Annotated in this window: 12 protein-coding genes; 8 read left to right on the top strand and 4 right to left on the bottom strand. The window is 68.2% G+C overall.

Annotated features, from left to right (window positions below; all coding sequences use genetic code 11):
• Positions 1–98 precede the first annotated feature (98 nt).
• The 3 genes from IE92_RS16305 to IE92_RS0100150 all read left to right on the top strand — a co-directional run bounded on the left by IE92_RS16305 (position 99) and on the right by IE92_RS0100150 (position 3,501).
• Positions 99–2,096, top strand: a complete 1,998-nt coding sequence (locus tag IE92_RS16305) for a TPM domain-containing protein (RefSeq protein WP_043321235.1) — start codon at positions 99–101, stop codon at positions 2,094–2,096.
• 60 nt (positions 2,097–2,156) lie between these two features.
• Positions 2,157–2,912 carry a PspA/IM30 family protein gene (locus IE92_RS0100155; RefSeq protein ID WP_030142853.1) on the top strand — a complete coding sequence of 252 codons (756 nt, stop codon included), beginning with the start codon at positions 2,157–2,159 and terminating at the stop codon, positions 2,910–2,912.
• Between the two features lie 226 nt (positions 2,913–3,138).
• Positions 3,139–3,501, top strand: a complete 363-nt coding sequence (locus tag IE92_RS0100150) for a hypothetical protein (RefSeq protein WP_030142852.1) — start codon at positions 3,139–3,141, stop codon at positions 3,499–3,501.
• Between the two features lie 51 nt (positions 3,502–3,552).
• On the opposite strand, the gene IE92_RS0100145 is transcribed toward IE92_RS0100150, so the two are convergent.
• Positions 3,553–4,053, bottom strand: a complete 501-nt coding sequence (locus tag IE92_RS0100145) for an SIP domain-containing protein (protein WP_030142851.1) — start codon at positions 4,051–4,053, stop codon at positions 3,553–3,555.
• Between the two features lie 184 nt (positions 4,054–4,237).
• Between IE92_RS0100145 and IE92_RS0100140 the strand changes: the two genes are divergently transcribed.
• Genes IE92_RS0100140 through IE92_RS0100120 form a run of 5 tightly spaced genes read left to right on the top strand, consistent with a single transcriptional unit; the run spans position 4,238 to position 9,351 of the window.
• The gene (locus IE92_RS0100140; RefSeq protein ID WP_030142850.1) at positions 4,238–5,740 is read left to right on the top strand and encodes an ABC transporter substrate-binding protein; all 1,503 of its coding nucleotides are present in this window, start codon (positions 4,238–4,240) and stop codon (positions 5,738–5,740) included.
• 12 nt (positions 5,741–5,752) lie between these two features.
• Entirely contained in the window at positions 5,753–6,706 is a 954-nt protein-coding gene (locus IE92_RS0100135; protein WP_030142849.1) for an ABC transporter permease, read from the top strand.
• A complete protein-coding gene (locus IE92_RS0100130; protein WP_081863755.1) occupies positions 6,703–7,710 on the top strand; it encodes an ABC transporter permease in 1,008 nt (335 codons plus the stop codon). Before IE92_RS0100135 ends, IE92_RS0100130 begins: the two co-directional genes overlap by 4 nt.
• A complete protein-coding gene (locus IE92_RS0100125) occupies positions 7,707–8,516 on the top strand; it encodes an ATP-binding cassette domain-containing protein (protein ID WP_030142847.1) in 810 nt (269 codons plus the stop codon). Before IE92_RS0100130 ends, IE92_RS0100125 begins: the two co-directional genes overlap by 4 nt.
• Positions 8,509–9,351: an ABC transporter ATP-binding protein gene (locus IE92_RS0100120; protein ID WP_081863754.1), complete on the top strand. Its 843-nt coding sequence runs from the start codon at positions 8,509–8,511 to the stop codon at positions 9,349–9,351. The genes IE92_RS0100125 and IE92_RS0100120 overlap by 8 nt, the downstream gene beginning before the upstream one ends.
• A gap of 128 nt (positions 9,352–9,479) precedes the next feature.
• Here the strand turns inward: IE92_RS0100120 and der are convergent, their stop codons facing one another.
• From der to IE92_RS0100105, 3 genes are all read right to left on the bottom strand, one after another.
• The gene (gene der, locus IE92_RS0100115; protein ID WP_030142845.1) at positions 9,480–10,997 is read right to left on the bottom strand and encodes a ribosome biogenesis GTPase Der; all 1,518 of its coding nucleotides are present in this window, start codon (positions 10,995–10,997) and stop codon (positions 9,480–9,482) included.
• Between the two features lie 96 nt (positions 10,998–11,093).
• Positions 11,094–11,789, bottom strand: coding sequence for a (d)CMP kinase (gene cmk, locus IE92_RS0100110; RefSeq protein ID WP_043321232.1), 696 nt, complete (start codon positions 11,787–11,789; stop codon positions 11,094–11,096).
• Positions 11,790–12,890 carry a prephenate dehydrogenase gene (locus IE92_RS0100105; RefSeq protein WP_030142843.1) on the bottom strand — a complete coding sequence of 367 codons (1,101 nt, stop codon included), beginning with the start codon at positions 12,888–12,890 and terminating at the stop codon, positions 11,790–11,792.
• Between the last annotated feature and the right edge of the window lie 139 nt (positions 12,891–13,029).

Raw genomic sequence — 13,029 nt, 5'->3', positions numbered from 1 at the left:
ATAGCGTGATCCCTGGATCCACCCCGTACAGGAAGCCGGTCATGACCTCCCTCCTCCCCCATCGAAACGGCCGCCCGGTCGGATCATCCCTTACGTTGATGCGTACCCTCGTCCTGATCGGGCTGCTCCTGCTCACCGCGTATGTCACGGTGACGGGTAGCCCCCTCTCGGCGTCGGCAGCCCCCGCGGAGACCGACACCCCGGCCTCCGCCGGGCAGGTTCCACTCGAGTTGGGGACCGGACGCGTTGCGGATCTGGCCGGAGTCCTCTCCGCCGAGCAGGTGACCGAGATCGACGCCGCCAGCCGAAAGCTCTCCTCGGATGAGCACCTGGACGTCTGGATCGTCCTGGTGGATCGCTTTGCCGAGCCCGAGGACGCCCAGCAGTGGGCCGATGCGGTGGCCGAGAAGAACGGCCTGGGCCCCCAGCAGTACCTGCTGGCCATCGCCACCGAGGGGCGCACCTTCTTCCTCTCCGCCCCCAGCCTGGGGCGGGTCTCCGACTCTCGCCTGCTCGAGATCGAACGCCGGCTGATCGCACCACAACTGACCGAGGGCGACTTCACCGGGGCCGCCCTGGCCACGTTCTCGGGGCTCTCCGAGCCGATGCCCGCTCCCACACCCACCGCGTCCACGGCCACAGCCACGGCGGACAAAACGATTATTACCCCGGGAATCGTCGTCGCCGTCATCATTCTGGTATCACTTCCGTTCCTGCTGGTCGCACTCCTGATCTGGATTCTGATTCGGCGGCGGCGGGCATCCCGCGCGCTGAGTGCGGCTCGGGCGGCCACGGTGATCACCGCGACCACGCCGGCACCCGCTCAGGTTCCGGCCCCGGCACCGGCACCAATCCGCCTTCCGGCGAGTGCCCAGACTCCCCCTGCTTCCGCGCCCCCGCCCGTCCTCCGTCCGATCGCCGACCTTGGCCGGGACGCCGACAGCGCGCTGGTCACCACGGATGACGCGGTGCGGATGGCGGACCAGGACCTCGGATTTGCGGCCGCTCAGTACGGGGATTCCAGCGTGGGAGACTTCACCGAGGCGCTCGCCCGGGCCAAGCGGAACCTGGCCGAGGCGTTCACCCTCAAGCAAAAGCTCACGGATGAAACCCCGGACACCGAGCAGGAAATCCGCGAGTGGACCACGCGGATCCTCGCGCTGTGTGCCACCGCGATGGCGGATGTTCAGGCGCAGCAGCAGGGGTTTGCGGCGCTGCGCCGGATCGAGGCCGATGCCGGCGCGCTGCTGGCTTCCGCGCGTGAGGAGGTCCTCCTGGCCGAGACAAGGATCCCCGCGGCGGGGGCCGAGCTGGATCGCCTGCGCGCCCGCTACGGCGCATCCGTGCTGGCCGAGGCTGGGAACAACCTGTCGCGCGCGGGGGCGCTCATCGCCGCCGCCCACACCGAGCTCGAATCCGCCGAATCGGGTACCGCCCGGGGGGACTCGGCCGCGGCGGCCCTGGCCATCCAGCGGGCGCAGAAGGCGGCCGGCCAAGCCACCACGCTCGCGTCCACGATCTCCACTCGCGCCGGCGAGCTGGCCGAGGCCGCCTCACGGGTCCTCTCCCAGTCCATGATTCTCGCTCAGCTCATCACGATCGCCCGGGGAATACCCGAGAACGTCAACGTGCTGACGCCGCTGGCTAGCCTGGCCGAGCAGACCGTCGCCTTGGCCCGGACAGATGCCAATCCGCTGCGTGCGCTGGACAAGCTGCGCGAGGCCTCGGCCGCGCTCACCCACGCGATCGAGGATGTTCAGCGATCTCGGGCAGAGTCCGCCGAGGCCGCCGCCGGTTTCGCCGCGGCACCCGCGGTTCCCACGACCCCCGAGGACGCAAAGCTGCAGGCTCGCGCGGCCAAGGACCTGGCGCGCGCCCAGAAGGCCGAGGCGCGGCGCGCACGGATCGCCCGCGAGAACGTCGCCCGCGCCGAACGCGACCAGATCCGGGCGATCGAACGCGCCCGCGAGCTCGAACGGGAGCAGGCACGCCAGCGCAGGGCCGAGCGCACAGAAAGTCGACGGCCCCGGGATTCCGGCAGCGGATCCTCATCCGGCGGACGCGGCCGGTCCGGTGGCGGCGGGGGCCGCTTCTAGGCCAGAGTGGTAGATGCGCCACCCCCTCAGATTGACACGCTTCATCGAAAGGAATCACCCATGGCAAAGCAGTCTATTTTCGGCCGAATCGCCACCCTCGCCAAGGCCAACATCAACGCCCTCCTGGACGCCGCCGAGGATCCGGAGAAGATCCTCGACCAGCTGGTGCGGGACTACACCGATTCGATCGTCGATGCCGAGGGGGCCATCGCCGAGACCATCGGAAACCTGCGTCTGCTCGAGGACGACCACCGTGCCGACGTGCAGAACGCCGCCGACTGGGGCCGCAAGGCCCTCGCCGCGAGCCTCAGGGCCGACGAGTACCGTGCATCGGGCAACGCCGCCGATGCCGATAAGTTCGACAACCTGGCCAAGATCGCGCTGCAGCGCCAGATCGGTGCCGAGAACGAGGCGCGCTCCGCCGAGCCGCAGATCGCTGCCCAGACCGAGGTTGTGGACAAGCTTAAGGCCGGACTGAACGGCATGAAGCAGAAGCTCGAGCAGCTCAAGTCCAAGCGCAACGAACTGGCGGCCCGCGCCAAGTCGGTGGCAGCCCAGGCCAAGGTGGCCGACGCGGTGAAGAGCATCGACATTCTTGATCCCACCAGCGAGGTCTCCCGCTTCGAAGACAAGATCCGCCGCGAGGAGGCCAAGGTCCGTGGCCAGGCCGAGCTGGCGGCGTCAAGCCTGGACGCCCAGTTCGAGGCGCTCGAGGACCTGGGTGAACTCTCCGAGGTGGATGCTCGTCTCGCTGCCCTCAAGGCCGCCCAAAAGCCCGCGGGCATCGAGGCACAGACCTACCGCGCCATCGAGTAGGTTCGCGACTCAGCGCCGAGGACACCCGAGCAGGCTCGGGTGTCCTCGGCGTTTTGCGTTCGCCGCCGGTGTCTTGCAGGCGGCACTGGTGCGTTGCGTTCGCGACCCGCTTGTGGCATTCGCCGCCGGTGCGGCGCGTTCGCCGCCAGCGTCGGGGATCGTTGCCCCGGAGCGACCACGCGATGGTAGCGTGATCGCTACGTACTCCCCCGCCAGAAAGCAGATCATGAACCCGTTTCTTGACTCCTGGATCAGCCGGCTCGGCTATCTCTACGCCACCGCGGTCGGCTGCGTGTGGGGCGCGATCTGGTCCACCGGACGGATTCGTCGCGAGGCCGGTCTGATCGTTTTCACCGGGCTGCCGAACTGGGCCTTTGGCCGCGGCGGCGTCTGCGTGGGCGGGGTGTATCTGACCGATACCAATGACTCCCCCACTGTCCTCAAACACGAGGCGATCCACCGACGTCAGTGGCAGCGCTACGGCATGCTGATGCCGGTCCTCTACGCGCTGGCCGGACGCAATCCGCTGAAGAACCGATTCGAGATCGAAGCCGGGCTCGAGGATGGCGGCTACCTGCCCCGCCGCTAAGACCTGCGGTAGCAAAGCTCGGACCGATGCGCGGCCGCCTCGTGGGACGGTTTAGCGACGCAGACCGAACCGAGCCGGGGTGTCCACGGCGGTTGCCGGGAGGTTCAGCGACTCGGTCAGATAGTCAAAGCAGTCGGCCACGGCGGTAAAGGGACCCGCCAGCCAGACCCGCGCCGCCGCCACGGTGTCCGTGAGGTCCGCGGTTTCTTCGGATTCGGCGCACAGCATCTCGGCCGACCAGGCCTGCACCGCCCGCGAGAGCGCCTGACCCGGCGCACACGCGCGTCCGGAGCCCGGGGCACCGCTGCGCTCGGCCCGCACCAGCCAGGAAACCACCATCCGGCTGGGAGCACTGAGCATCCCCACCTGATCGGCGGTGTCCACCTCCACAAAGACGCGGCCGGTGGCGCACATCGGCAACGTGGCCAGGAGCGCCTCGATCTCGGGGAGTTCAGCAAACGTGCCGGCTACCAAATGGGTAACGCGGTGAGCGTGTCCGGCGGGAGAGTGCGGGGCGCGGCGGGTGCTGGGTGCGGCTGTGGTCGAGATCATTTCCTCTTCAGTATAGGCTTACCTAACCCCAAACGCCAGAGCCGATTTTCCCCACGCGTGTGCCGTCTTCTCGATTACGTCACAAATGGACAGCGGGGCGTTCGACGGCAATAATTCGGGGAAAAGTAGGTGAAAATAGGGAGGGGCTCACCCCGCCCCTCCGAACGTTTGAAAGGCATCACCCATGCGCACCCCTCGTTCCCGGCTTCTGTTTGCCGCCGGCCTGGCCACGGTTCTGGCCCTCAGCGGTTGCGCTGCCCCGTCCACCTCGGACAACACGGGCACCAATGCCTCGGTCAACGTGGGTCTCATCCTGGAGCCCACCGATCTGAACATTCGCAAGACCTCCGGCGTCGCCCTCGACCAGGTCCTGCTGGACAACGTCTATGAGGGTCTGGTGCGTCGCGAGGCCGATGGGTCGGTCGTGGATGCCCTGGCCAAGTCACATGAGATTTCCGCCGACGGCCTCACCTATACCTTCACCCTCAACGACGGCGTGACGTTCCACTCGGGTGCCGAGTTGACGGCCAACGATGTGGTCTGGTCGCTCAACCAGGTGGTCACCGATGCCTCGATCAAGGATCACGCGACCCTCGCCTCGATCCGCACGGTATCGAGCCCCGATCCCAAAACCGTCGTCATCGACCTCTCCAGCCCCGACAGCAACCTGCTCTGGAACCTCGGCGGCCGGGCGGGCCAGATCCTCGAGGAGAAGGCCACCAACGACATGGCCACCAGCGCCAACGGCACCGGGCCCTTCGAGCTCAAAGCCGGCGCCTGGAAGCAGGGCGACAGCCTCAAGCTTGAGCGCAACGACAACTACTACGGCACCAAGGCCAAGGTGCGCGAGGTGGTGTTCTCCTATATTCCGGACCCGACCGCGGCGATTAACGCGACCCTGACCGGCGACCTGGACGTGCAGACCGGCGTGGATGCGAGCCTCAGCCCGCAGCTCGAACGCGATAAGGACATCACCCTCACCAAGGGCCGCACCACCGATAAGTACACGCTGGTGTTCAACCCCAAGGTGCCGGCGCTGGCCGATCCGAAGGTGCGCGAGGCGCTCCGCCTGGGCATCGATCACAAGGCGATCATCGATTCGATCGGCGGTGCCGGGGTTCCCCAGGGTGGCCCGATCCCCGCGCTGGATCCGGGCTATCAGGACCTGACCGGGCTGGTTCCCTTCGACCCGGAGAAGGCCAAGGCCCTGCTCGCCGAGGCCGGGCAGAGCGATCTCACGCTGACCCTCACCGTGGCCAACCACTACCCCACCGTGATCTCCAACGTGCTGACCTCCCAGTTCAAGAACATCGGCGTGACCCTCAAGGTCAACCGGGTCGAGTTCCCCACCTGGCTCAACGATGTCTACACCAACCACGATTTTGACCTGTCGCTGGTCAACCATGCCGAGTCCCGCGACTTCGCCAACTGGACCGATCCCACCTACTACTTCGGATACAACAACCCGAAGGTTCAGGAGCTTTACAAGGAATCCGTGGCGGCCACCGACCCCAAGGTGGCGGATGCGAAGCTCGCCGAGGCCGCCAAAATCGTCGCCCAGGATAACCCCGCCGACTGGCTGTTCACCGGCACCGCGCTGACGGCCGTACGCAAGGGAGTCACCGGTTTCCCCACCGATTCCACCACCTCGCGGCTGTACCTCGGAAACCTCGCGGTTTCCGAGTAAAATCTGTACCCTATGACCCGATTCCTGCTGACGCGCGCCCTCCTGCTGGTCCTCGGGCTCGCGGTGGCCAGCGTGCTGATCTTCCTGGCGCTGCGGCTGCTTCCCGGCGACGTGGCCCAGGTGATCGCCGGCACCGACGCGACCCCCGAACGGCTGGCCGCGATTCGCGACAGCCTGGGGCTTGAGCGTCCGCTGCCGGTTCAGTATGGCGAGTGGATCGGCGGGCTGCTGCGCGGGGATCTGGGCAACTCGGTGGTCACCGGAACCCCGGTGGCCGGGGAGATCTGGGAGAAGGCGCAGGTCACGCTGCCGCTCGCGCTGCTGTCGATGCTGATCGGGCTGGCCATCGCCGGTCCGCTCGGGGTCGCCGCCGCGCTGCGTCGCGGACGCCCCGCCGGATTCGCGCTGAGCGGGGGCGCGCAGGCGCTGGCCGCGGTCCCGGTGATCTGGGCCGGGATGTTGCTGGTGATCGTCTTCTCGCTGTGGCTGGGTTGGCTGCCCGCGCAGGGCTTCCCCCGGGCCGGCTGGTCGGATCCCGGGGCGGCGCTGCGTTCGCTGCTGCTCCCGGCGCTGACGATCGGTATCGTCGAGGGTGCGGCGATGCTGCGCTTCGTGCGTTCGGCGACCCTGGGCGTGATGGGTCAGGACTTTGTGCGCACGGCCGCCGCCGCCGGGCGCACCCGCACCGGCGCGCTGCTGAGCCACGGCCTGCCCAGCGTCGCGCTCTCGATCGTCTCGGTCCTGGGCATCCAGGTCGCCGGACTGCTGGTGGGAACCGTGCTGGTGGAAAACCTCTTTACCCTGCCCGGGATCGGCCGCATGCTGGTGGCCGACGTGGGCAACCGCGACCTCACCAAGGTGCAGAGCGAAATCCTGGTGCTCACCGCGATCGTGCTGATCATCGGCACCCTGGTCGACGTGGTGCACCGCCTGCTTGATCCGCGTCAGAGGGAGGTGGCGCGATGAACCCGCTCCGAAAACTGTTCCGACATCCCGCGGGCCTGTTTGGGGCCATCGTGGTGGCCGTGCTGGTGCTGTCGGCACTGGTGTCGCTGGTGTGGACCCCGCACGATCCGGTCTTCACCGACTCGGCCCGGCGCTGGCTCGCGCCCACCTGGGCGTATCCGTTCGGGACCGATAACTCCGGCCGCGATATCTTCAGCCTGATCGTCGCCGGATCCCGGGTCACCGTGCTGGTGGCCGTGGGCTCGGCACTCGGGGCGGGCATTTTGGGGCTGCTGCTGGCCTCGCTCGGCGCGCTAACCCGGCGCTGGGTGCGCGAGGGTGTGGCCGTGCTGATCGACGTGCTGATCGCCTTCCCGACCCTGTTGATCGCGATGCTGCTGGCCGCCGCCTGGGGTGGATCGCTGCTCGTGGTGATCGTGGCGGTCTCGATCGGGTTCGGGGTGAACATCGCCCGGGTCACCCGGCCCGAGATTCGCGCGGTCCTCGCCGCCGACTATGTGCTGGCGGCGCGTGCCTCGGGCATCGGCAGCCTGGGGATCCTGCGACGCCATGTGATCCCCAACATCCTGCCGGTGCTGATCGTGCAGCTCTCCTGGGGCATGGCCATCGCGATCCTCGCCGAGGCGGGACTGAGCTACCTCGGCTACGGTGCCCCGGCGGATACGCCGTCCTGGGGTCGCCTGCTCTCCGAGCTCCAGACCTATATCGGTATCCAGCCACTCTCGGTGCTCTGGCCGGGGGCCGTGATCACGATCACTGTGCTGGGCTTCAACCTGCTGGGCGACGGGCTACGGGACGTCACCGACCCCACCCTGGCCGACCCGATCCTGTCCGAGACGGTGCCCGCGAGCAATGCGCCGGTATCCCCCGCGGCCGCGGCCGGTGCGACCTCGGATTCGAGCGCACGCGAGACCGAGCCCGCACACATCACGCCGGTATCCCCGGATGCTACCGAAGCCGCCTCGATTTCGGAGACCCCCGAGACACAGGAGGGCACACGATGAGCCTGATCGTCGAGAATCTGCGCATCGACTTCGGTGCACGCACGGTGGTGCACGAGGTGTCCTTCGAGGTGTCCCCCGGCGCACGGCTGGGCCTGATCGGCGAGTCCGGTTCGGGAAAGTCCCTCACCGCGCTGGCGATCCTGGGGCTGCTGCCCGAGGGTGCCCGGGCGAGCGGGAGCATCCGGCTGGACGGCGAGGAGCTGCTGGGCCGCCCGGACCGGGAGCTCGCGGGCATCCGCGGAGACCGGATCGCGATGGTCTTCCAGGAGCCACGCACGGCGCTGAATCCGCTGCGCCGGATCGAGCGACAGATTGCCGAGCCCGCGCGCCTGCACGGCCGCCTCTCGAAGGCGCAGACCCGGGCCCGCGCGCTCGAACTGGCGGAGCTGGTGGGGCTGCCCGAGCCCGCCGAGATCCTGCGCCGCTACCCGCATGAGCTCTCCGGTGGTCAGCGGCAGCGCGTCTCGATTGCCGCCGCGCTGTCCGCCGGTCCGCGCTATCTGCTGGCGGATGAGCCCACCACGGCTCTGGATGTGACCGTGCAATCCGAGATCCTTAACACCTTCGATACCCTGGTGCGCGAGAGCGGGAGCGGGCTGGTGTTCATCACCCACGACCTGGCGGTGCTCGCTCGGATCGCCGATCACGCGGTGGTCCTGGCCGACGGCCGGGTGGTCGAATCCGCACCGGTCCGGACCCTGCTGGAGGCTCCCCAGTCCGAGCTGGGACGCCGCCTGCTAGCCGCCGCCCGCCGCACCGCGTTCCGCCCGGCTCCCATCACTCGGGAGGAATCCACCAATGACTAACCCGCCCCTCCCCGCGCAGGCATTCCCCGGCCCCCCGCTGCTTCAGGCTGTCGGCCTCGGCCGCAGCTACCACGTGCCCCGCGGCACCGCCGGACGCGGAGAACGGGTGGCGCTGGCCCCCACCGATCTGGTGATGCACGACGGGGAGAGCCTCGGCATCGTCGGGGAATCAGGCTCGGGCAAGTCCACCCTGGTGCGCCTGCTGACCGCGCTGGATGCCCCGAGCAGCGGACGGGTCGACTTCCACGGGCAAACCATCGTCAGCGCCGAGGGATCGGTGCGCAAGCAGATTCGTGGCAAGACCCTGAACTGGTTCCGAAAGCACACCGGGGTGGTTTTCCAGGATCCGTATGCCTCGCTGGATCCGCGGATGAGCGTGGGCCGGATCATCGCGGAACCCCTGATTGGGCTCGGCCTGTCCGAGAACCGACGGGCACGGGTCCACGAGGTTCTGGTTCAGGTGGGACTCCCGGCGGAGTTTGCCGATCGGTACCCGCACCAGCTCTCCGGCGGCCAGCGTCAGCGCGTGGCCATCGCCCGAGCGATCGTGCACCGGCCCACCCTGCTGGTGGGGGACGAACCGCTCAGCGCGCTGGATGTGACCGTGCGGGCCCAGATTCTTGAGCTCCTGGTCTCGCTCCGGGACGAGCTGGGCCTGAGTCTGATCCTGGTCTCCCACGATCTCGGGGTGGTGCAGGAGCTGTGCGAGAGCGTCGCGGTAATGCACGCGGGCAGCATCGTCGAGCACGGGCCCACCGCGCGGGTCTTCGCGGCCCCCGAGCATCCCTACACCGCCCGGCTGCTGGCCTCGGCGCTCCCGCTCCCCGGCGCCTAAGACGCGAACGCGGCCGCCCGGACCATTCTTGCCGCCCCGGCACACGCGGCCGGCTCGGTCGGACTGAACGCCCGCACACATAAAAGCGGCCGCCCGGAAAACCGGACGGCCGCGTTCATGCGTTGCGACTACTTCTTGGTGCGGTCGCGCTTCTCGCGCACACGCATGTTCACCTGAATCGGCGAACCCTCGAAGCCGTACACCTCGCGCAGACGGCGGGTGATGAATCGACGGTAACCCGGGTCCAGGAAGCCCGTGGTGAACAGCACGAATGTCGGCGGACGGCTGATCGCCTGGGTACCAAACAGGATGCGCGGCTGCTTGCCACCACGCAGCGGGTGCGGGTGCTCGGCAACGAGCTCGGTGAGGAAGGCGTTGAACTTGCCGGTGGGGATGCGGGTGTCCCACGACTCGAGCGCGAGCTCAAGGGCCGGAACCAGCTTCTCCAGGTGACGGCCGGTGCGGGCCGAGATGTTCACGCGCGGGGCCCAGGCCACGTGGGCCAGGTCCTGCTCGATTTCGCGCTCCAGGTAGCGACGACGGTCATCGTCCAGCTGGTCCCATTTGTTGAAGGCGAGCACTAGCGCACGGCCGGATTCCAGCACCAGGTCGATGATGCGGACGTCCTGCTCGGAGATCGGCTGGGTCACATCGATCAGCACAACCGCGACCTCGGCCTTTTCCAGGGCCGCGGAGGTGCGCAGCGAGGCGTAGAAGTCGGCACCCTGGGACAGGTGCACGCGGCGGCGGATACCGGCGGTGTCCACGAAGCGCCAGACCTTACCGGCCAGGGTGATCTGCTCATCCACCGGGTCACGGGTGGTTCCGGCGAGGTCGTTGACAACCACGCGCTCCTCACCGGCGGCCTTGTTCAGCAGGCTCGACTTGCCCACGTTCGGGCGTCCCAGCAGGGCGACACGACGGGGTCCGCCGACCTCCTGCTTGGCGACCGCGGACACCTCGGGCAGCTTGCCCATGATGGCGTCCAGCAGGTCGGCCACGCCACGGCCGTGCAGGGCCGAAACCGGCCACGGCTCGCCGAGGCCCAGCGACCACAGCGAGGCGGCGTTGGGCTCCTGGCGCACATCGTCCACCTTGTTGGCCACAAGGAACACGGGCTTGTTGATCTTGCGCAGCAGCTTCACAACGTGCTCATCGGTGCTGGTGGGACCCACGTTGGAGTCGACCACAAACATCACGACGTCGGAGAGCTCGATCGCAACCTCGGCCTGGGCGGCCACGGAGGCGTCGATGCCGCGGGCATCGGGCTCCCACCCACCGGTGTCGACGAGCGAGAACTTGCGCTCGTTCCACTCGGCCTTATAGGTAACGCGGTCACGGGTCACGCCGGGGGTGTCCTCCACGACGGCCTCGCGGCGGCCGAGGATGCGGTTGACCAGTGCGGACTTGCCCACGTTCGGGCGGCCCACGATCGCCACAACCGGCAGGGCCGGCAGGTAGCGGATCGCGTTGGGGTCATCGGTGACGCCGGCGAGGACGTCGAAGTCATCCTCGTCCAGGTCGTATTCGTCTAGGCCCAGGCGCAGCGCGCTGGCGCGCTGGCTGATGAGCTCGTCATCGAGGCCTTCGAGGCGCTCGGCGAAATCCTCATCCGCGGGCAGGTCTTCGTAGTTGTCAGGTGACATCTGCGGTGTTCTCTTTCTGAAGGGAGCCCAGGTGTTGCGGGCTCGGTGGTGACCGCAAGGCGGTCGTACCCCCGGGGTCGGTGGACACCGGAGGGTCTATTCGGTTGTGTGTGCTGGCTCAGGTGTTGCGAGCCCGTTGTGTACCCGCTCGACAACCGCGGCAATGGTGGCCGGGAAATCGAGGTGGGTGGAATCGAGGGTGTAGACACCCTCGGCGGCAGTCATGAACTCGGTCACGGCGGAATCGGCACGATCCCGCTTGGCGAGTGCTTCGGCCGCGGTCTTGGCGGCATCACCGGTGAGCTCGGCTCCCCGGCGTGCGGCGCGCACCTCTTCCGAGGCGGTGAGCAGAATCCGAACCGGAGCGTCCGGAGCCACCACGGTTGTGATGTCGCGTCCCTCGACCACAATACCCGGCTTTTCGGTCGAGGCAATAATGGTGCGGAACAGGTTATTGACGAAGGTGCGAACCTCGGGAACCCGGGCCACCTGGCTCACCAGCGCCGAAATGCGCGGTTCGCGGATAGCCTCGGTGACCTCGGTGGATCCCACCAGGACAAAATACTCGTCGGGATCGGTACCGATGCGGTACTCGAATCCGGGCAGTGAGGCGATCACCAGCGCGGTATCCGAACCATCGACCCCGGCGTCATCCAGGTACCAGGCCAGCGCGCGGTAGGCGGCACCGGTGTCCAGGTAGGCAAAACCCAGCTGCTTCGCCGCGGCCTTGGAAACCGAGGACTTGCCGCTGCCGGCCGGGCCATCGACGGCCACCACAAATACGTTTGACATCTATACGCTCGCGATTCTCCAGCCGCGCGCCCCGAGATCCTCGATAGTGCGCTGCTTAACCTCGGGAAGGACCGCGATCTCGGCCAGGCCGATCTGGGCACCCGGTGAGTGCTCCAGGCGCAGGTCCTCCATGTTGACATTGATCTCACCGAGCTCGGTGAGGAGCCGGCCCAGCTGGCCGGGAGTATCGTCCACCATCACCACGATGGTGGCAAACCGCTGTGACTGGCCGTGCTTGCCGGGGATCCGGGCGACGCCGGAGTTGCCGGCGGCCATCGCATCGGCCACCGCGCGGCGGGCACCGGGGGCGTCCGGGTCGCGCAGGGCCTCGGTGACCGCGCCGAGACGGGCGATCATCGCCTCGAGTGCCTCGACCACGGGTCCCGAGTTGGCGGCGAGGATCTGCAGCCACAGCTCGGGCGCGCTTGAGGCAAGCCGGGTGGTGTCGCGCAGGCCCTGACCGGCCAGCTGGATCGCGGTATCGGGGGCATCGGCGAGGCCCGCGGCCAGCAGGCTGGACACCAGCTGCGGCAGGTGCGAAACCAGGCCCACCGAGGCGTCGTGCTCCTCGGGGGTCATCTCGATCAGCACGCCGCCCACGTCCAGCGCCACTGCCTCGATCAGGGCGAGGTCTTCGCGGCGGGTTTCCTCGTCGCGGCAGATCACCCAGGGACGCCCGAAGAACAGGTCGGCGCGGGCGGAGATCGCCCCGCCGCGCTCGCGTCCGGCCATCGGATGCGAACCGATGTAGCGGGTCAGGTCGATGCCGCGCGCCTCGAGGGTGCGCAGCGGTGCCAGCTTGACGCTGGCCACATCGGTGACCACGGCGTTGGGGTAGTCGGCGAGCGCGCGCTCGACCGCGTCGGCCACCACATCCGGCGGGACACACACGATCACCAGGCGGGGGGCGTCCCCCGCGGCGGGCAGGCGTCCGGCACCGTAGTCGACGGCCAGACGCAGATTGCTGGGTGAGGCGTCATCGAGGATAACCTCGACACCCTTGTCCCGCAGCGCCAGCCCGAGACTCGCCCCCAGCAGACCGGCACCGACGATGCGGACCGGACCCTGGGTGCGGGTCGCGTTGGATTTCTGTTCTACCATCGTTCCTGTTTATCTCAGATCGGGTGTGGTGACAAACCCCGGTTTGTTAGTAGCGCTTGCGGTCGTCCCGGCCGAAACGCTCGCCGCCACCGCGCGGGCCGCCATCGCGACGCTCGCCACCACGGCCGGGCTGCTTGGG

Origin of the sequence: Mycetocola saprophilus (genome assembly GCF_000718085.1) — a bacterium.
In the GTDB taxonomy this organism is placed as follows: Bacteria; Actinomycetota; Actinomycetes; order Actinomycetales; family Microbacteriaceae; genus Mycetocola; species Mycetocola saprophilus.
This window is presented reverse-complemented; position numbering and strand designations above follow the sequence as displayed.